This window comes from Acidisoma sp. (genome assembly GCF_035492295.1).
In the GTDB taxonomy this organism is placed as follows: Bacteria; Pseudomonadota; Alphaproteobacteria; order Acetobacterales; family Acetobacteraceae; genus Acidisoma.
Genome location: NZ_DATJJK010000121.1, coordinates 1 through 18,948, shown reverse-complemented (window position 1 = coordinate 18,948; position 18,948 = coordinate 1). Strand labels below are relative to the sequence as shown.

Below are 18,948 nucleotides of genomic sequence, written 5' to 3'. Positions count from 1 at the left end.
CCGGTATCGACACGCACCGTCACGCCCTGGGCAATGGTCTCGGCGGGCGGGCGGAAAATGTCGATCCGGCCGGAGGACGGTAGGAACCCCCGCGCGGGGTCTTCGGCATAGATGCGCGCCTCCACCGCCCAGCCCGAGAGGGTCACCGCCTCCTGGACAAGGCCGAGCGGTTCCCCCGCGGCAATCCGGATCATCTGCTCGACAAGGTCGATCCCGGTGACGAGTTCCGTTACCGGATGCTCCACCTGCAGCCTCGTGTTCATCTCGAGGAAGTAGAAGGAACGGTCCTGGGAGACGACGAATTCCACGGTGCCCGCTGAATCGTAGGCAACAGCGCGGGCCAGCGCCACCGCCTGCGCCCCCATGGCGCCCCGGGTCTCGGCATCGAGCAGCGGGGACGGCGCTTCCTCCAGCACCTTCTGGTTGCGGCGCTGGACCGAGCATTCGCGCTCGCCGAGATGGATGACGTGGCCGTGCCGGTCGCCCAGCACCTGGATTTCGATATGGCGAGGATTTTCGATGAATTTCTCGATGAAGACGCGATCATCCCCGAAGGCGGTGGCGGCCTCGGAACGCGCGCGGGCGAAGCCTTCCGCCACCTCGGCGGAGGAGCGGGCCACCCGCATGCCCTTGCCGCCACCACCGGCGGAAGCCTTGATCATGACCGGAAAGCCGATCTCCTCGGCAATGGACACCGCCTGACCCGCGTCCGCGATGACGCCGAGAAAGCCGGGCACCGTGCGCACGCCGGCCGCGGCCGCCGCTTTCTTCGACGCGATCTTGTCTCCCATGGCAGCGATGGCCGCCGCATGCGGCCCGATGAAAGTGATGCCGGCGGCCGTGAGGGCTTCAACGAACGGCGCCTGTTCGGAGAGAAACCCGTAGCCCGGATGCACGGCTTGCGCCCCGGTTTGGCGGCACGCTTCGACGATGGCGGGAATGGAGAGATAGGAGGCGGCGGCGGGTGGCGGGCCGATCAGCACCGCCTCATCCGCCATCCGCACATGCAGCGCGTCCCGATCCGCGTCCGAATAGACGGCAACCGTCGCGATCCCCATGCGCCGGGCCGTCCGGATGATCCGGCAAGCGATCTCCCCACGATTGGCGATCAGGATTTTCTGGAACATCTCTAGGACCGGTCAGAGTGACGGGCGAGCGCGCCGGTGATTCGGGCGCGCGTCTCGGCGGGCGGGATTTCTTGCCCGAAGAGCGGCGGCAAGGGTCCGCTGCCCGCCCCGGATGCCGAGAGCGCGATGCGGGCCGAGGGCCAACGAAGGGCAACTCCCTGGCCGAGACCCATGAGCAGTGCCGCCGGCCCCAGGGCATTGCGGGTGACGAGGGTGACGGTGGGATTGAGAGAAAGCGCCGCTGCATGGCCGAGGATGTCGGCCCGCTCCTGCGCAGACCCGGGCAGGAGGCCGGGCGTGTCGATTACGCTGACGCACGGGATGCCCAAGCCACCACAACGCGCGGCGAAGCGCGCGGCCTTGGCAAGCGCAGCCGCGTCCATCACCCCACCCATGACGATGGGTTGGTTGGCGACGATCGCGGCCGTGCGGCCGCCGAAACGCGCGAGACCGGTGACGAGATTGTCGGCATGGCCCTCGCCCAGTTCCAGGAAATCTCCCTCATCGGCGACGCGGCTGAGCAACGCGCGGATGTCGTAGACGGCGCCCACCTCCCAAGGCACGAGGGTTGCCAGTCCGGGCTCCATGCGGGCCGGATCATCCGCGCAGGCGGCGGGGCCGGAATCGGGCAGCATATCCAGCAGATGGCGAAGCCAGAGCAGCGCCGCGACATCATGCGCTGCTGCTTGGGCAAGGCCGGTGACCCCCGCATGAACAGCGGCGCCCCCGATCTCCTCCCCGGTCAGAACCTCGTTGGTGACCTTTCGCACGACGCCCGGCCCGGCCACGGCGAGGAAACCCTGATCCTCGGTGATGACCAGGAAATCGGCGCGTGCCGCGAGGAGCGCATCCGATCCGACACAGGGCCCCATGACGCCCGCGATACGCGGCGTCCCAAGCGCAGAGAAGGCCGTCTGGAGTTCCGCGAGCGCCACTATGTTTGCGAGATCATCCTCGCCCATCATTGCCATGCCGTCGAACAGGAGAACAACCGGCGCGGTTTCCGCCTGAGCCCTCCGGAGCATGGCGGTGAGCTGTGCGACCTCCGCCAGGGTCAGGGCACCGGCGCGAGCAGCGGCGTGAACGAGACAGCCCTCGACCCAGCCACGGGCCAGCAGAAGACCAGGACTCCCTTCGCTTTCCAGCGCGAAGGACGCACCGTCGAACAGTATTTCGAGCCGCTGCCGCGCCGTCAGTTTGCCCGCCGCCGGGCGCGCTCCGCTGCCGTCCCGGAGAATGCCGTCGGTGAGATCGAGACCGAGCAGGAAGGCCGGCGAAAAATCCCGCCGGACGAGTGGAATGACGGGGACGCCCGCCTCCACCCGCTCCCATTCCGCGCGACGGGCCGCCACCGCCTCATCGATTGAAACCGCCTGGAAGCGGATGTGGTTGCCCGGCCGCGCCTGGGCCAGACGGCCGAGATCGGCACCGATGACAGTCGCGATCTTGGGATAGCCGCCCGTGGGCTGGCGGTCGGCCATCAGCACGATGGGCTGGCCCTCGCCCGGCACCTGGATGCCGCCCATGGCGACGCCGTCCGAGACAATGTTGAAGCCCTGGGAATGGGACAGGCGCGGCCCCTCCAGGAAATAGGCCATGCGGTCTCCCCGGCTGGAGACCAGCCAGGGTCCGGCAAGAAAGGTCTGCACCTGGTCGGTTGCAAAATAATCATCCTGTGGACCGAGGATGACGCGAACGACCCCGCTCGGCCTGTCGAGCCAGGGCGCTTCCAGCACGCCGGAGGCCGGGGCGCGGGGTTCGGTGATGGTCAGATGGTCACCAGCCTTGAGTCCCCGCCCCTCGATACCGCCGAAGCCGGAGCGCGTATGGGTCGCGGTCGAGCCCAGCATCGGCGGCAGCAGCAGGCGGCCCGCCAGTGCCACATAGCACCAGGCACCCTGCTCACCGGCCGAAATGCGGACCACCGAACCCGGGTCCAGACGCAGCAGAACCGCGGGCGGCAGGCGGCGGCCGTCCTGCAGGATGACGAATTCCCCGCCGGCGATGGCAACGGAGAGCGCTGCGTCTTCCACCGTAAATTCGAGACCCCCAAGCCCGACCTCGATCGCCGTCGCGGCGGGCGCATTGCCCAGCGCGCGATTGGCGGTATCGAAGGCAAGCCGGTCCATCGGCCCGGCCGGCGTCACGCCATAGCGCAGATAGCCGTGACGGCCGCCATCCTGGAGGGTCACACCCGGACCCGCCTGCAGGACGCGGAGCAACGCGTGAGCCGCATCGCTCATTGGCGCTCCTCCTGTCGCGCAATCACCTCTCCGGCCGCCGCCCGCGCCTCCAAGGTGTCAAATGTTGCGACGTCGACTGGTTCGAAACGCAGCATGTCCCCGGGCCGGATCAGGAACGCGTCTTCGCGTGCACGGGCATAGAGGCGCTCAGGCGTGCGGCCGAGCACATACCACCCCGTGGGCATGGGAAAGGTCGCGACGCCACACAGCCCGCCGCCGATCATGACGCTGCCGGCCGGATGCGGCGGGCGGGGTGCCGCGCGTCGTGAAATCGCGAGTTCTGCCGCCAATCCGCCGAGATAGGCATAGCCCGGCGCGAAACCGTACATATAAAGCCGGTAGCGCCCCGCGATGTGCAGGGCGATGGCGCGATCCCGGTCGAGCCCCAGAATGCCGGCGGCCTCGTTCAGATCCTCGCCATAGGGAAGATCGTAGCAGCAGGGCAGCAGCCAATGCCGCGGTTCGGCCCGCTCGCCGCCGCGCTTTTGCAAGGCCCCGGTCACGATCTCGATCAGCGTGCCGCGGGCCAGCACCAGCGGATCATAATGAATCATCAAGGAGCGATAGGTGGGCACAAGCTCGCGCAGGCCATTGATCGGCTCGGCGCCGAGCGCGGCATCGAGCGCGAGCACCGTGTCATTGGCCGCAGGTTCGACCTTGCGTCCGAATTCGACGACGAGGGCTGTCTCTCCCGCATCCAGAAAGCGTGGCTCGGGGTACATCCTTCTCCCTCTCAATGCGCCCGATGGGATGATATAGCGGGTGGAGCGCAGGGTCGATCTCGGCCAGGCCGCGCGTTCAGGCCTTAGTGCTTCAGCACACGGGAAAGGAAGGCCTTCGTCCGTTCCTGCTGGGGATTATCGAAAATCGCGGCAGGCGGTCCCTCTTCCAGCACGCGGCCATGATCGATATAGACAACGCGATCGGCCACTTCCCGCGCGAAGCCCATCTCATGCGTGACGATGATCATCGTCATGCCTTCGCGGGCGAGACCGCGCATCACCTCCAGCACCTCGCCCACCATCTCCGGGTCGAGGGCCGATGTCGGTTCATCGAACAGCATGACCCGGGGCTCCATGGCGAGCGAGCGCGCGATGGCGACCCGCTGCTGCTGGCCGCCCGAAAGCTGGGCCGGATATTTGTGGACATGATCGCGCAAGCCCACACGGTCGAGAAGGCGCATCGCAGTCGCCTCTGCCCGGTCGCGCTGCCACTTGCGCACCTGAACCGGCGCCAGCATCACATTTTCCAGCACGGTCTTGTGGGGAAAGAGGTTGAACTGCTGGAAGACCATGCCGACCTCGCGACGGATCTCCTTGAGCTGTGACATATTGCGCCGCCCCTTCGCATCCGAGGGCGTGAGCGCAAAGCCATCTACCAGGATGGCGCCGGCGCCGAACCGCTCCAGCCCGTTGATGCAGCGGATGAGCGTGGATTTGCCCGACCCGCTGGCGCCGATGATGACGACCACCTCGCCCGTGGTGACGGTCAGGCTCACATCATGCAGAACCTGCACCGGACCATAGGACTTGCTGAGATCCTGTATCTCGATGATGGGCCGCATTGTCGTCCCTTCGTTCTGCATGATCTCAGCGCGCCGCGGCAGAACGGTTGAAGTGCCGCTCCAGCCAGCGAACCCCCATGCTGGCGGGAATGCTGATGACCACATAGATCACGAAGATGATCGAGTAGATACGCATGTAGCGGAAGGTGTCGGAGGCGATGAGCTGCCCCTGGAACATCAGCTCCGCGATCGAGATGGTGGAGACGAGCGCGGTATCCTTAAAGAGCGAGACGAAGTAGTTGCCGGTCGGCGGAATGACGATGCGCCAGGCCTGCGGCAGGATGATGAAGCGCATCGTCTGGCCGCCCGACATGCCAAGCGATTCCGCCGCCTCCCGCTGCCCCGGGCTGACGGCTGCGATGCCGGCGCGAAACACCTCGCTGAGATAGGCACCGTAATTGATGCCCAATCCCAGCAGACCAGCCTCGATCGGTGTCAGTTTCAGGCCGAAGGCCGGCAGCACGTAATAGAGGTAGAAGAGTTGCAGAAGCAGCGGCGAACCGCGAATGAGTTCCACGAAGACGACGACCGGCGCACGCAGCCAGGCGCTCGGGCTGATGCGGCCGAGTGCGAGCAGCAGACCCAGCACAAGCGCGATCGCCATGCCGCCGAAGGTCATGCCGACCGTGAGGCGCAGGCCCTCGAACAGTTCGGGAGCCCAGCTAATCAGATCAGCAAGCACGCTGCCGCAGCTCCGTGGAACAGGCCATTACAGAGACAGGAAGAAGCTGGTGGGGGTCAGACCCCATTGCGTGAAGATCTGAGCGGCCGTGCCATCCGACAACATTGCGGCATAGGCCTTGTTGAAAGCCGCCACGAAAGCATCGTTGCCCTTGGCAACACCGAAGGCGCAGGCGGAGCCCTTCTTGTCGGCCGGGACATAATCCGCCACCAGTTCGAAGCTGAGCGCCGGATTCTGCTTCAGCGCATAGGCCGAAAGGCTGCTGTCCACCACGGCGGCATTCAGGCGGCCGGCGGAAAGATCGGCGAAAACGTTCTGGATCGTCGGATAGAGATGGACGTCGATAGACGTGCCGGCGGGGCATGCCTTGCTCGCCCGGCGCAGCTGGTCGACATAGGTGGTGCCCTCATAGGTGCCTGCGCTATGGCCGCAGAGATCGGAGAGCTGATGCAGCTTGAGCGGATTGCCCTTGGCTACGTCAAGCGATTCTGGATTGTAGAAGGTGGCGTCGGTGAAGCTAATGATCTTCTCGCGTGCCGCGGTCGCATACATGGCATCACCGATCATGTCGATGCGGCCGGCATTCAAGGCGGGGATGAGACTGCTGAAGGGCATTGCGACGATTTTCAAATCGGCCTTCACGCCCATGCGCGTCAGCGCCGCCCGCAGGAGATCCGGCAGGGCGCCGAGCGCCCCCTTGGTCTTGCTGTCGACATAGGAGAGCGGCGCATCGTTCGACGTGCCGATGGTCAGCACATGAGTGTTGCTGACGGTCGTGAGGAGATCGGCCGCCTGTGCCCGAGCGAGGGCTGCGGTCGACATCATCGCGGAGAGGGCGAGCACTGCCGCGAACCGGCATTTTTTGATCATGGTGTCAAATCCTTCGGTTTCGATAGGGCAATGCAGTGCGGCGTTCGGCGCGGCACGCCGTGGGTCCTGGATTAGTTTGCAAGGACCGCGCCAGAAGCGGGACGGATGGAAGCTCAGTCTTCGACGACATAGTGCACGTCACGCGGAGCGCGGCCGCCATTGATCACCGTAATGTCTTGCGGGCAGGCAGACATCGCGACGACCACATCCATCGCCGCGCGCAGCCGCACATAATCGCCGGGGCGCGCTTCGGGTTCCCGCCTGCTGATCGTGCGGTCCGGATTGACGGTCACGTTCATGAAGAGATTGAACGGGCCGGGCGTGAAAGGCACGGACAGGCCGATTTCGGCCAGGGCCTCGTGCAGATTGTCCTCGCAATTGCGATGGTATTCGGTGCAGCCGAGCTGCTCGTAGAGATAGCGGTTACACGCGCAGAGCTGCGTATCATGGGTGCCCGGCGAGGTATCTTCTGTCAGACACAGCATCGGTCGGCGCCGGGTGGACACGGCGGTATCGCCCGCCACGGGCGAGATGCGACTGGTGACCGAGCGGGTATGCTCCATCGACATCGCTTCCGACAGGTCCGCCGCATTGAAGGCCCAGAGATCGACGACCTGGGTGCCATGGGCGCTGAGAACCTTGAGCGTCTGCCCAGCGGCGAGCCGCAGGGCGCGGCCGTGGCGCGCGGGGACCATGCCGGAACCGGCCGACGAAGGAGAACGCGTCATCTGCTTCCTGTCCGGCCCCGGACGGGCCACGCTGATCACGGATTAGCTGTCACGAACAGGCAGAAGCATATCGTCGTGAATTGTATTTAGTCAACGATACGATACAAGATTACAAATTAGCCGTTATGCTCAGTTCTTGGGCAGATCTCTCCACCCTTTCGTTTCACCTCAGCGTTTCGGGCTGCGGAGCGGATCCGCCTCCCGGTGCTTCATGGCGTTCATGAGATGGGTGCGCATGAGGCCGGAAGCCTCGGCAAGATCACCCGCCACCACCGCTTCCATGATGTCCAGATGCTCCTTCAACCAGACCAGCATGCGGCCCTCGTCCGGCGCGTCCCGATATTCCAGAAGCTGGCGCAGGCGGTTGTGCTGCGTGACGCCGGAATGAAAGAAGGGGTTGCCCCCGCAGAGGGCGATCGCCTCGTGAAAGCCGGCATCCACCTTGAAGGCGAGACGCGCGGTACGCTCCACTGCAGGCAGGGTCAGCAGACGGATATGCTCGTCCCGGCAGGCGCGGATGAGATCGCGACGCGCGGCGAAGGTCGGCAGCAGCAGGATCTGCGGCTCGGTGGCGAGGCGATAGGCATAGCTTGCAAGGCTCGCCTCGTTGGTCAGCAGAAAAGGGTTGAAGTGCCAGGCGCCCTGGCTGTCCGCCACGATCACGCGCTCCTCGCCCAGCGTCTCGATCACCCGGCGCGCGAGGCGCAGGCTGACACCGTATTGGGAAGCGACGTCCTGTTCCGAAAAGCTTCCCGGCAGATGGCCCCGTAGATGATCCGTCGCCACCCGCTCGAACAGCGTATCCTCGTCAAAGACCGGAAAATCGAGGCTGGCGACGAACAGCGCGCGCGCCGGGCGGGCCAGGAAATAGCCGCGATGGGCCTGTTTCTCGACCAGCCCTTCAGCGTGGAGTTCCATGAGCGCGCGGCGCACCGGCGTTCGCGAAACCCGCAGTGCATCCGCGAGGCCCTGCTCCGTCAGGTGCGCACCCGCCGGCAGGTCTTCCGCCACGATATGGCTGAGGAGGCGGCGGATAAGCGGCCCCGGCCCGCTCTCGCGCGGGGGGGATGGTACAGCGGCCGGGGTGTTGACGGGGTCAGACGGCATATAGGTCCATAAAGAGGGTGGCCAAGTGGCAGAGAATATTGTACCGAAATCTCTTATTAATACAATGAAGCCGGCTCCTTGAAACTTCACTGGGAGCCGATACCGAACTGGACAGATTGATACCCGCCCTTCCGCCGACCGACATCGCCGGCTTTTGACAACTCTACGGACCAGCCCCATGGACAAGAAGCACATCAGCGAGACGACGCGCGGCGTCTACATCATCTCTCCCACCCCCTTCGACGATACTGGCGCGGTCGATCATGCCAGCGTCGACAGCCTGATGGATTTCTATCTGGAGAAAGGCGTCGACGGCATCACAATCCTCGGCGTGCTGGGCGAGGCGCAGAAGCTCGCGGCACCCGAGCGCCAGGCGATCATGGCTCAGGTGCTGAAGCGCGTGGACGGCCGCGCCGGCATTGTGGTGGGTGCGAGCGCCCCCGGCACCGACAATCTGGTGAGCTTTGCGCGCCAGGCCATGGACATGGGCGCCGCCGGCCTGATGATCGCGCCGGTCGCGGGGCTCAAGACCGATGATCAGGTCTATGGCTATTGGGCGCATGTGCTGGAGGCGCTCGGCCCCGATATTCCCGTCTGCTATCAGGACTATCCGCAGACCACGAGCGTCGTCACCTCGGTCTCCGTCCTCGACCGCCTGATCGACGCCTTCCCGAGTTTCGTTATGCTGAAGCACGAGGAATGCCCGGGCCTGCCCAAGATCACCAAGCTGCGCGAGAGCGCGGAAAAGGCCGGACGGCGGCGCATTTCCATCCTCGTCGGCAATGGCGGCCTCTATCTGCCGCAGGAACTCGCCCGCGGCGCGGATGGCGCCATGACCGGCTTCGCCTACCCCGAGATGCTGGTTCAGGTCTGCGCGAAATTCCATGCGGGCGACGCGGAAGGTGCCGAAGACCTTTTCGATGCCTATCTTCCGGTGCTGCGCCACGAGCAGCAGCCGAGCTTCGGTCTGGCCATCCGCAAGGAGATCCTGCGCCGCCGGGGCGCGATGCGCTCCTCCCGCCTGCGCCATCCGGGGCCGGGCCTCACGGCCGCCGATCACCGAGAGCTTGACGGGCTCATGGCCCGCCTTGCACGGCGTCTCGGGGCATGATCCGCAGCGTTTGATCGCCCGACGGCTCCCGGATTACCCTTTTGCGGCGGCGGCAGAGAGAGAACGACAATGAAACTCGACCTCAATTCCGATCTGGGCGAGAGCTTCGGCGCCTGGAGCATGGGCGACGATGAAGCGATGCTGGACATCGTCACCTCCGCCAATATTGCCTGCGGCTTCCATGCGGGCGATCCGCTCGTCATGCATCGCACGATGGAAGCGGCGCGCGACCGTGGCGTGAGCGTCGGCGCGCATCCGAGCTTCCTCGATCTCTGGGGCTTCGGCCGCCGCCCGATCCAGGGCGAGCGGCCCGAGGATATCGAGAAGATGGTCATCTATCAGATCGGCGCGGCGGCCGCCCTCGCGCAGGCCACGGGCACGCGCCTTGCCCATGTCAAAACCCATGGCGCGCTCGGCAATATGGTGATGGTGGATGCGGGGCTTGCCCGTGCCGTCGCCCGTGCCGTGCGGATCGTGGATCCGGCACTCATTCTCATCGTCATGCCCGGTCTCGAGCTCGAAAAGGCGGGGCTCGCCGAAGGGCTCACCATGGCGCGCGAGATCTATGCCGACCGCACTTATGACGATGACGGCAACCTCACCTCCCGCCGCAAGCCTGGGGCGGTGATCCAGGATGCGGCAGCGGCCACCACCCGCGTGCTCGCGATGCTCGAAGACCGCGCCATCACCACGACGAGCGGCAAGCGAATTCCCGTCGAGGTCGACACTGTCTGCGTCCATGGCGACAACCCTCATGCCGTTGACATGGCGCGCAGCCTGCGCGACGCGCTGACCGCCGCCGGCATCACCCTCGCCCCCTTACCCAGCTTCCTGGCGCCCTGACGATGACGAGACCGGTTCTACTCTATGCCTGCCCCACCGTGCCCGCAGAACCCTGGATCGTCGAATTTCGCCGGGCCATGCCGGAGGTCGAGATTCGCGTCTGGCCCGACATCGGCGAACCCGCCGAGATCACCCATGCCTTCGTCTGGCATCCGCCGCGGGGCTTGTTTGCGCGCCTCCCCGCACTGCGGATGGTCTTCTCGCTCGGCGCCGGGGTCGAGCGACTGTTGGATCATGCCGAGCTACCGCCGGAGATTCCGCTGATCCGCATGGTCGATCCCTCACTCGGCCGGGATATGACGATCTTCGTCGTCATGCAGGCCCTGCGTTATCATCGGCGGATGCCCGAGATCGAACGCAATCAACGGGCACGCATCTGGTCGGAGGTCGATGCCCCGATGGCCTCTGACCGCCGCATCGGCATCCTGGGCTATGGCGAACTCGGGAGGCTCTGCGCGGACAGCCTGAAGGGCTTCGGTTTCGACCTCTCGGTCTGGTCCCGCAGCCCACGGGACGCGCCGGGCCTGCGCGCCTTCGCAGGCGTCGCCGAGTTGCCGGCCTTCCTGGCGCGAAGCGAAATCCTGGTCTGCCTGCTGCCGCTGACGCCGGAGACCGCGGGCATCCTGAACGCCGAAACCTTCGCGCAGTTGCCGCAGGGCGCGTGCCTGATCAATGTTGGGCGTGGCGGGCATCTGGTGGAAGCCGATTTCCTCGCGGCCCTCGCATCGGGCCGGATCGCGGAAGCAACGCTGGACGTCTTCGCCGAAGAACCCTTGCCCGCAGATCATCCGTTCTGGAGCCATGAGCGGATCACGGTGACCCCCCATATCGCGGCCCTCACTCAGCCGCGCACGGCGGTCTCGATGATCGCCGTCAACATTGGCCGGGATGCGGCGGGGCTGCCCCCGCTGTATCAGGTGGACCGCTCGCGCGGCTACTGAAGGGAAAGGCGCCGCCGCCATGGCGGCGCCTGCGGTATCAGCTGGCCGGCATCAGCTGGCCGGCATCAGCACATGGTCGATCACCTGGATGACGCCGTTCGACTGGGTGACGTCGGCGACGGTGATGTCGGCCGTATCGCCTTTCTCGTCCATCACCATGATATTGCTCGAGCCGTTCATCTGAAAGGTGAGCATGCCGCCTTCCAGGGTCTTCAATTCGGCCTTGCCGTCGCCCTGCAGGATCAGGGCACGCAGCTTGGTGGTGTTATAGTCGCCAGGCACCACGTGATAGGTCAGCACCTTCGTCAGCGTCGCCTTGTTCTCGGGCTTGACCAGGGTCGCCACCGTACCTGCCGGCAACGCATCGAAGGCTTCGTTGGTCGGCGCGAAGACGGTGAAAGGGCCGGAGCCGCTCAGAGCACCGACAAGGCCGGCCGCTTTCACGGCCGCCACCAACGTTGTGTGGTCCTTGGAATTGACTGCGTTGGCGACGATGGTCTTGGACGGATACATCGGCATTCCGCCGACCGTGACAGTATTCATAGCCATGTCAGCCGCGTAGGCGGGAAGCGCAACAAGCAGGGCACCAGCGGCCAGCAACGCCGCGCGAATGGTCTTGGTCATGATGATCGTTTCTCCCTTGAGGCGACCTCACATGGCCGCATCAACAGTCGCGGAGAAACCGCAGGACGGATGCAGAAACCGCCCGGAATCGTCGAAATCCGGGCCGCAATCCGCCATCACATTGATTTGCATCTCATTACATGCGGAAAACGAGGTCTTTGCGCATCCGCGCACCTCGCCGGCGCGTAGACTTCAGTTGCCTGAAACGGGCGGCGCGTCCTGCGGCACCTTCGGCAGCTTTTCATTCATCAGCTGCTGGTCGAGCTGGTTCAGCTGATTGTTGATCTGCTGCTGCTGCTGCATGTTGCCCTGCGGCACCTCAGCCTCGGTCGGCTGATGATCCATGCCGTTCCAGATATTGCCTTCGGATTTCGGCACGCTGCCGTTGATGGTGGCGGCCGGATTGGCGCTATTGCTTTGCGCGAGCGCCGGGGCGAGGGGCACGGCGCCCAGGAGCAGCGCCATGGCGACCATCGCCGCCGGCAGGTGCCGCGTGGATGCCGCCTCGTTGCAGTGCCGAATTTTTGCCATTGCCCCACCGCCTCGCCCTGGTTTCCGCCTTCGGAGGGAAACTTAAGCAGCAGGGCTGATTTTGTCATCCGAAGGGACAGGAGGTCAGCCCTGTGCCTGTTCGGCCTCCAGGATGGCGGCAAGCCCTTCGCGATAGGTGGGATAGAGCCATCGCCGACCTAGCGCCTGCTGCGTTCGGGTGCCGCGGACCCGGCGGCTCTCGGCCCAGAAACTGCGGCCCATCGGCGTCATCCCGACCTCCGCCTGCGCGAAGGGAACCAGGGGCGGCGGCTCCACGCCAAGCAGGCGGGCCGCTTCGGCCACCACCTCCGCCGGCTCGGCCGGCAGATCGTCGTTGAAATTCAGCACGCGGCTGCCTGCAAGCCGGTCGGTCTGGCGCAGAGCCGCGAGCGTGCCCTGCGCGATATCAGCCTGGTGGATGCGACCGAAGGCATGGCCCGGCTTGTCGATCCGGCGGGCGCGGCCGGCGCGCAGGTCGTCGAAGGCGGAACGGCCGGGGCCGTAGATGCCGGCGAGACGCAGAAGGTCGACCGGCGTGCCGCGGGCCTGTCCCATCGCCTCCCAGGCGATTTCGGCGGCGCGGCGCGCGGTAGCGCGGGCGGAGGTCGGGCGCGGCTCAGCCTGCTCGTCCACCCAATCGCCGCCGCGGTCACCGTAGACGCCGGTGGAGGAGAGAAAGCCGATCCAGCGGAGCACCGGCGCCTCGCTGATCGGCCCCGCATAGCGAGCGAGGACGGGATCGCCCGTCTCCCCCGGTGCGGCGGTCGCGACGATATGGGTTGCCTGCGCGATCGCCCCTGCGGCGGCCTCGAAGGGGATCAGATCTATCCCTGACGGTGCGCTGAAATCGGCCTGGCGGCTGGTCCCGCAGACGGTAAAGCCGGCATCACGGGCGGCCTCGGCAATGGCGCGGCCGCTATAGCCGAGGCCGAAGACCAGAAGATGCGGGGCCGTGGTCACGGCCGCTCTCAGAAGTCGAGATCGGCGTAATGGGCAGGTGGGTTTATCCCCGCCATACGGTCCGCCAGAATTGGCCGGAAGCAGGGGCGGGACTTGATGCGGGCGTACCAGTCCCGCGCCGGCTGCGAGACCGACCAGTCCACCTCCCCGGCGAAATCAAGCGCCGAGAGATGGGCAGCTGCCGCAAAATCCGCGAGCGAAAGATTGGCGCCTGCCAGCCATTTCCGGCTTTCCGCCAGATAGCCGAGATATTCGAGGTGGCCGCGCAGATTGCCGTAGCCCACGCGCAGCGCCCCGGTATCCGGCTGGCCGCGCCCCGCGACCCGCTTCATGATCTTCTCGCCGAGCAGATGCCGCGTCACCTCATGGTTGAATTTGAGGTCGAACCAGGCGACCAGCCGCCGCACCTCCGCGCGCTCCGCCAGCGTCCGGCCGACCAGCGGCGTATCGGGATAGGCCTCGTCCAGATATTCGCAGATTGCCGAGGATTCCGCGATGATGAGGCCATTCTCGTCCATCAGCACCGGCACGATCCCGGCCGGGTTGATGTCGAGGAATTCCGCCCGCCGCTCCCAGGTCTTCTCCAGCCGCAATTCGAAGGGCAGGCGCTTTTCGGCCAGGACCAGACGAACTTTGCGGGAGAAGGGCGAGTGGGGAAGATGGTATAGGAGGCGCATGCATGCCGATTATCCCATTCCCGCGGACGGAGCCAGCGGTCTCGACGACGGCTCCAATGAAAATGAATGGGCCGCGCCGGCGGCCGAGGCGACCCCCCTTTTCTGGCAGGCGGACAAGGCCCGTCCGCGGCCGCGCAGGCTTGCGGAAGAGACACCGATTGCCCTGACCTACAACCGGGTTTCGCACGCCGTGATGATGGCGACGCCTGCCGACCTCAGCGATTTCGCGCGCGGTTTCAGCCTCAACGAGCGCATCGTGGAAGAGGTGTCGGAGATCGAGGAAATCGAGATCGTGGCCGCGCCGCGCGGTGCCGTCGAACTCCGGCTCTGGATCACGCCGGCGCGGATGGAGGCTTTGGACCATCGGCGGCGGAACCTCACCGGCGCCATGGGCTGCGGCCTCTGCGGACTCGACAGTCTCGAGGAGGCGATGCGCCCCCTGCCCGTTGTCCGGCACGACCTGCGACTGCACGGAGAGCAGATCGCCGCCGCCTGCGCGGCGCTCTGGCCGGCGCAGGCGCTCGGCCAGGAAACGCGCGCCGTGCATGCGGCGGGTTTCTGGACGCCGGAGGCCGCGCTCGTGGCGCTGCGCGAGGATGTCGGCCGCCATAACGCGCTGGACAAGCTCGCGGGCGGGCTGGTGACGGCGGGGCAGGACCCGTCCCAGGGTGTGCTGGTGATGACCAGCCGGGTCTCGATCGAGCTCATTCAGAAAGCGGCAATCATGGGCGTGCAGGTGCTCGCCGCCGTCTCAGCCCCTACCCTCCTCGCCGTTCGCGAGGCCGAGGCTGCCGGCATCACGCTGATCGGCATCGCGCGGGCGGATGGGTTCGAGATCTTTACTCATGCGGAGCGCATCCTCGGCGCGCTCTAACGCATCGGGCGTATTGATGTTGAGGAAGGGGTCGATGGCCCCCAGCGGAAAATCGCAGATGGCGTGGGGGAAGCGCTGGTAAAAGCGCCGGATGGAGAGATCGGCCGCCTGCTCCACCACCGGGACGAGCGCATCGGCGAGCGTCACGTCCCACAAGGCGACCGCCCGGTGCTCGCCCCCGGCCGAGGCGGCAACGACGACGCGGACCTCGCCCGCCGCCGCGCGTGCCGTCAGCCGGGAAACGAGATCGGCGGGCAGAAATGGACAATCGACCGGCAGGCTGAGCAGCCAGCGGCAGTCGGGATGGGCCGCGCGGCACCAGACCATGCCAGCGAGAATGCCAGCCAGCGGACCGCGCCGGTCGGCATGCCGGTCGGGCAGCAGCGGCAGGCCTGGCACGACCGCCGCCACCGCGGGATCGCGCGCGCTGATGGCGATGTCAGCGACCTGGCCGCGCAGATGATCGAGGACATGGCGAATGAGCGGAAATCCCCCGAGCGGCAGTAGCGCCTTGGAACGTCCGCCCATGCGCCGCCCCTCCCCACCTGCGAGGATGACGGCAGCAACGGCCTCAGAGCCGGCCCGCATGCTCTTCCACGAAACGGGCGATGCCCTCGATATCCTCGAGCGCGAATTCCGGCCGGCCGCTCTCTACGAACGAAACATCAGTCGCCAGCGCGAGGATGCTGGGGTCCTCGGGATGCAGCGGCGGCTTGCCGTTTTCGGCTCGGAAAACCTCCATCTTCGGGAAAGCGGTGCGCTTGAAACCCTCGACGAGCACGAGATCGGCCGGTGCCAGCTTGGCGAGCAACTCGGGCAGCGCCGGCTCCCGCGCGCCACGCAGCTCATGCATCAGGGCCCAGCGCCGATCGGAGACGACCAGCACCTCAGCCGCCCCGGCATGGCGATGCTCCCAGGAATCCTTTCCCGGATGGTCGATGTCGAAATCATGATGGGCATGTTTGACGGTAGAGACGCGCAAGCCCCGCCCCACCAGATCCGCAATGACCTGCCGGATCAGCGTCGTCTTGCCTGCCCCGCTCCACCCGGCGAAGCCGAAAACCTTGGTCAAACTCGCTCCTCCCGCTTGCTGCCGCGGCGAGCCATAGCGCGGAAACGCAGGGCAGGCCCATCCCCCGGGCCAGCGCGCCTGCCTCACCTTGCGGGTCATGGCGCAAAAGTCCAATGATGGAAACGAGACTTCCAGCCGACCCGGAGATTTGCCGATGTCTTCCTGCCCCTGGCTCAATGCGCGCGGTATTTCGTCTGACGGTCTGATCCGTATGGTCGAGGATTGCGTGATGCCGCCCGCAATGGCGGCCGTGGATGCGGTGGAAGGCGGGCTCGCCTGCCTGCGCGACCAGGCGCGGGCGAAGCCGCGGCAGGCACTGCTGGTGGCGGGCGCTGCCGGGCTGGTGCTCGGCCTGCTCCTCGCCGGCCGGCGACGCTGACGCACGGCCTATCGGTCAGTCAGCATGAACCAGAGGCCAGACGAGTCCCCGGAAGAGAAGGTCGGGGCATTGCTCGCCGCACCGGATCTCGCCGATGCGCTGGAAAGCGAGCACTTCCGGCGTTTTCTGGACCAGGTCCCGATCGCGATTGCGATCGCCGACATGCGGAGCTCTGAACGCATCGTCTACGCCAATCCGGAATTTGAGCGCCTGTCCGGTCGCACTCTGGCCGAAATGCAGGACAAACCTTGGGGCAGCCTCGCCGATCTTGGCGAGATCGAGGAGGGTGCCGGGGGTCTTGGCCAAGCGATTCCCGCTGGCAGCGATTGCATCGGCACCTTCCGCATCGAACATGCCGACAGCGATGCCGTCATCGTCGATGCCTACGCCAATGTGATCCAGGACGAATCCGGCGAGGCCGCCTACCGGCTCGCCGCCCTCGTGGACATCACCGCCCATCGCAGCGAGGAAGAGGAAAGCCTCGCGGAACAGCTGCGGCACAAGGACACGCTGCTCCGCGAGGTGCAGCATCGGGTCAAGAACAACCTCCAGATGATCACGGCCCTGATCCGGATCGAGGCGCGCAATGCGGGCTTCCGTCCCGATCCGGAGACCTTCCACCGGCTGGCGGGCCGGATAGAGGCGATCCAGCTACTTTACGACCTGCTGTCGGAGCAGGATGCGGTGGAGGAGATCGACCTCGGCATCTATCTCGGGAAGGTCGCGACCGCCGCGCTCCGGGGCCAGGCGGGGCCCGGTATCCGGCTCGACATGCAGGTCGACATCTATCCGGTCTCGGTCAATGTCGCGATGCCGACCGGGCTCGTCGTGAACGAACTGATCACCAATGCACTGAAACATGCCTTCCAGGACCGGGAGGGCGGCACCATCACCCTGCACAGTCTGACCGATGCCGAGGGCTGCTGCATCACCATCGCCGATGACGGTATTGGCCTGCCCGCGGATGCAGTCTGGCCCCGGCGCGGCAAGCTCTCCTATGCCATCCTGGAATCGTTGAAGCAGAACGCGAAGGCGCAGGTCGAGATCCAGTCCCAGCCGGGCGAAGGCATGCGGGTGACGATCCGCTTTCGGCGCGTGCACGCGACGGTGGAGGCGGCTGGCTGAGCCCTGGGCACGACCCGGGCTACCAGGGGAAGGCTGGCTTCGTCGTGCTCGGCATGAAGGGGTAAAACCACAGCGGCAGATCCGGCCAGTCGAGGCAGTTTCCGGTATCGAGCGGCGTCGGATAGAAGGTCGTGGACGGCGCCGTCTGCACGAGATCGCTACGGATATAGGTCGCCTCCAGTGTCTCCGGCACGGGAAATCCGGCGACGATCGCAATCCCGCCGAAATTGTTCGCATGGACATGGACGAGCGTGAAGGCGGAAGAGAGCGAGGCCAAGGCCTTCCAGGCGATACGGCGGAAGCGGCTCTCCCCCAGCCTGGGTAGTTCGTGAAATTCCAGCACGATCTGTTCGAAGCGGCGGAGGACATTCACCGGCGTCTCGGTTAGCGTTTCCCATTCCGCGCCTTCGACGTCCATTTTGAGGATCGGCCCCTCCCCGCCCGGCGGCAACTTCGCCATGTGATCGGCAAGCGTCGACACGCCGCGCGCCGGATCGGCGACGGCCCCGACACCTTCACGAAACCAGGTGAAGCGCGCGTGCTCCTCCGGCAGGGCGTGGATCATATGGTCGAAGAGCAGAACGCTGTGGCCGCGCTCGGCCAGATCGCGGTCGAAGGCGACGGAGGGGCCGATACCAAAGCTCATCACCGCTTGGCCCGGCCGTAGCCGGTCCACGAGCACATAGCCGCCGTCGCCGGGTCCGCCGATGCGCAGCTTGCGCTCCCCCGGCAGATCATGGGGGGTGAGCAGGGCCAGAGCCTCGAAGACGCCCCTTTGCCGGGCGATGCCCGCATCCAGGGGTTCCGTCACGGGACGAAAGGACATGGATGGTCGTTCCTGATGATCTGGGCACTCATTTGGGGACGGAATCGTTCCGCGCCAGAGCGGGCGCAGCAGATGGCGAAAAGCGGCCTATTCCAGCCGGTTGTCGACCTGATCGACGGCGGGTTCGAGCGTGTCGATGATCTTGCGGTCGGGACAAACGGCCACCCGGTGTCGGACCCGATCTAGAAAATGAGCCTGCAATTCGGGGCTGGTGCGGAGCAATTCAAGTTTGGTTCGCATCTCGGGATAATCGTCTGCGGCTGTGACCAGCTGCGCCTCGTCGGGATAGAGCGCGATCGCCACGGCCAAAGTCTCGACCGTGCAGTCTGGCTCGTCCTCGGCGCGTGCCGCATCTCCTGCAATCTTCGCCACGGCACCGTTTGCCCCGAACGATCAAGGCGAAATTCAAACAGACCTGACCGAAGAGACCTCGGCACACTTTTCGTTTTGATGAAATAATAGACCAGCAGAAGCGTCATTGCATGATCAACCTCCCCGCGCCGCGATCAGCACCGCCTCCGCCTCCTCCCGCTCACAGGCCAACGCCCGGCGTGCAATGCTGCCGCTGAAGCCCGCCCGGCCGAAGGCCATGAGGATTCGGGTCTCCGCTTCGGCATCGGCTTCGGCGTCCGGTCCGGTGACCGCGAAGGGACCGACGCGCCGG

The 18,948-nt window shown here is 65.9% G+C and carries 21 protein-coding genes and 1 pseudogene; 6 read left to right on the top strand and 16 right to left on the bottom strand.

Annotated elements, in window-relative coordinates; genetic code table 11:
- The 8 genes from VL752_RS08610 to VL752_RS08575 all read right to left on the bottom strand — a co-directional run.
- On the bottom strand, positions 1-1,127 hold a 1,127-nt coding region (locus VL752_RS08610), incomplete at its 3' end, for an acetyl-CoA carboxylase biotin carboxylase subunit (RefSeq protein WP_325354158.1).
- 2 nt (positions 1,128-1,129) lie between these two features.
- A complete protein-coding gene (locus VL752_RS08605; RefSeq protein WP_325354156.1) occupies positions 1,130-3,370 on the bottom strand; it encodes a 5-oxoprolinase/urea amidolyase family protein in 2,241 nt (746 codons plus the stop codon).
- The gene (locus VL752_RS08600) at positions 3,367-4,092 is read right to left on the bottom strand and encodes a 5-oxoprolinase subunit B family protein (protein WP_325354154.1); all 726 of its coding nucleotides are present in this window, start codon (positions 4,090-4,092) and stop codon (positions 3,367-3,369) included. Before VL752_RS08600 ends, VL752_RS08605 begins: the two co-directional genes overlap by 4 nt.
- A gap of 83 nt (positions 4,093-4,175) precedes the next feature.
- The gene (locus tag VL752_RS08595; protein ID WP_349255515.1) at positions 4,176-4,925 is read right to left on the bottom strand and encodes an amino acid ABC transporter ATP-binding protein; all 750 of its coding nucleotides are present in this window, start codon (positions 4,923-4,925) and stop codon (positions 4,176-4,178) included.
- A 34-nt stretch (positions 4,926-4,959) separates the two neighbouring features.
- On the bottom strand, positions 4,960-5,616 hold the full coding sequence (gene ehuD, locus VL752_RS08590; protein WP_325354150.1) for an ectoine/hydroxyectoine ABC transporter permease subunit EhuD: 657 nt from the start codon (positions 5,614-5,616) through the stop codon (positions 4,960-4,962).
- A gap of 27 nt (positions 5,617-5,643) precedes the next feature.
- Positions 5,644-6,486, bottom strand: coding sequence for a substrate-binding periplasmic protein (locus tag VL752_RS08585; RefSeq protein ID WP_325354148.1), 843 nt, complete (start codon positions 6,484-6,486; stop codon positions 5,644-5,646).
- Between the two features lie 113 nt (positions 6,487-6,599).
- Positions 6,600-7,214, bottom strand: a complete 615-nt coding sequence (locus VL752_RS08580; RefSeq protein WP_325354146.1) for an urea carboxylase-associated family protein — start codon at positions 7,212-7,214, stop codon at positions 6,600-6,602.
- Positions 7,215-7,382: 168 nt separating this feature from the next.
- Positions 7,383-8,321: a GntR family transcriptional regulator gene (locus tag VL752_RS08575; RefSeq protein WP_325354144.1), complete on the bottom strand. Its 939-nt coding sequence runs from the start codon at positions 8,319-8,321 to the stop codon at positions 7,383-7,385.
- Positions 8,322-8,499: 178 nt separating this feature from the next.
- Here VL752_RS08575 and VL752_RS08570 point away from each other — a divergent pair, with 178 nt between their 5' ends.
- From VL752_RS08570 to VL752_RS08560, 3 genes are all read left to right on the top strand, one after another.
- Entirely contained in the window at positions 8,500-9,432 is a 933-nt protein-coding gene (locus tag VL752_RS08570; protein ID WP_325354142.1) for a dihydrodipicolinate synthase family protein, read from the top strand.
- Positions 9,433-9,501: 69 nt separating this feature from the next.
- A complete protein-coding gene (locus VL752_RS08565) occupies positions 9,502-10,275 on the top strand; it encodes a LamB/YcsF family protein (protein ID WP_325354140.1) in 774 nt (257 codons plus the stop codon).
- Between the two features lie 2 nt (positions 10,276-10,277).
- A complete protein-coding gene (locus VL752_RS08560) occupies positions 10,278-11,216 on the top strand; it encodes a 2-hydroxyacid dehydrogenase (protein ID WP_325354138.1) in 939 nt (312 codons plus the stop codon).
- Between the two features lie 51 nt (positions 11,217-11,267).
- Here the strand turns inward: VL752_RS08560 and VL752_RS08555 are convergent, their stop codons facing one another.
- The 4 genes from VL752_RS08555 to VL752_RS08540 all read right to left on the bottom strand — a co-directional run bounded on the left by VL752_RS08555 (position 11,268) and on the right by VL752_RS08540 (position 14,008).
- Positions 11,268-11,840: a fasciclin domain-containing protein gene (locus VL752_RS08555; RefSeq protein ID WP_325354136.1), complete on the bottom strand. Its 573-nt coding sequence runs from the start codon at positions 11,838-11,840 to the stop codon at positions 11,268-11,270.
- 192 nt (positions 11,841-12,032) lie between these two features.
- Entirely contained in the window at positions 12,033-12,371 is a 339-nt protein-coding gene (locus VL752_RS08550; RefSeq protein ID WP_325354134.1) for a hypothetical protein, read from the bottom strand.
- Between the two features lie 84 nt (positions 12,372-12,455).
- Positions 12,456-13,331 carry an NAD-dependent epimerase/dehydratase family protein gene (locus VL752_RS08545; protein WP_325354132.1) on the bottom strand — a complete coding sequence of 292 codons (876 nt, stop codon included), beginning with the start codon at positions 13,329-13,331 and terminating at the stop codon, positions 12,456-12,458.
- 8 nt (positions 13,332-13,339) lie between these two features.
- Positions 13,340-14,008 (bottom strand): glutathione S-transferase family protein, encoded by a 669-nt coding sequence (locus tag VL752_RS08540; protein WP_325354130.1) that lies wholly within the window; start codon positions 14,006-14,008, stop codon positions 13,340-13,342.
- On the opposite strand from VL752_RS08540, the gene fdhD reads away from it, so the two are divergent.
- Positions 14,007-14,882 (top strand): formate dehydrogenase accessory sulfurtransferase FdhD, encoded by an 876-nt coding sequence (gene fdhD / locus VL752_RS08535; protein WP_325354128.1) that lies wholly within the window; start codon positions 14,007-14,009, stop codon positions 14,880-14,882. The two genes, VL752_RS08540 and fdhD, sit on opposite strands and share 2 nt — an antisense overlap.
- Positions 14,883-14,891: 9 nt before the next feature.
- Here fdhD and mobA read toward each other — a convergent pair.
- Both mobA and mobB read right to left on the bottom strand, forming a co-directional pair.
- Positions 14,892-15,470 (bottom strand): annotated as a pseudogene (mobA, locus tag VL752_RS08530) (molybdenum cofactor guanylyltransferase MobA); the annotation flags it as partial.
- Entirely contained in the window at positions 15,454-15,954 is a 501-nt protein-coding gene (gene mobB, locus VL752_RS08525; protein ID WP_325354126.1) for a molybdopterin-guanine dinucleotide biosynthesis protein B, read from the bottom strand. The pseudogene mobA and the gene mobB, both read right to left, overlap by 17 nt.
- Positions 15,955-16,108: 154 nt before the next feature.
- Between mobB and VL752_RS08520 the strand changes: the two genes are divergently transcribed.
- Both VL752_RS08520 and VL752_RS08515 read left to right on the top strand, forming a co-directional pair.
- Complete coding sequence (locus tag VL752_RS08520; protein WP_325354124.1) at positions 16,109-16,333, top strand: hypothetical protein; 225 nt, start codon at positions 16,109-16,111, stop codon at positions 16,331-16,333.
- Positions 16,334-16,357: 24 nt separating this feature from the next.
- Positions 16,358-17,458: a sensor histidine kinase gene (locus VL752_RS08515; RefSeq protein WP_325354122.1), complete on the top strand. Its 1,101-nt coding sequence runs from the start codon at positions 16,358-16,360 to the stop codon at positions 17,456-17,458.
- Between the two features lie 19 nt (positions 17,459-17,477).
- On the opposite strand, the gene VL752_RS08510 is transcribed toward VL752_RS08515, so the two are convergent.
- Positions 17,478-18,284 (bottom strand): hypothetical protein, encoded by an 807-nt coding sequence (locus VL752_RS08510; RefSeq protein ID WP_325354120.1) that lies wholly within the window; start codon positions 18,282-18,284, stop codon positions 17,478-17,480.
- 87 nt (positions 18,285-18,371) lie between these two features.
- Positions 18,372-18,656 (bottom strand): hypothetical protein, encoded by a 285-nt coding sequence (locus VL752_RS08505; protein ID WP_325354118.1) that lies wholly within the window; start codon positions 18,654-18,656, stop codon positions 18,372-18,374.
- Between the last annotated feature and the right edge of the window lie 292 nt (positions 18,657-18,948).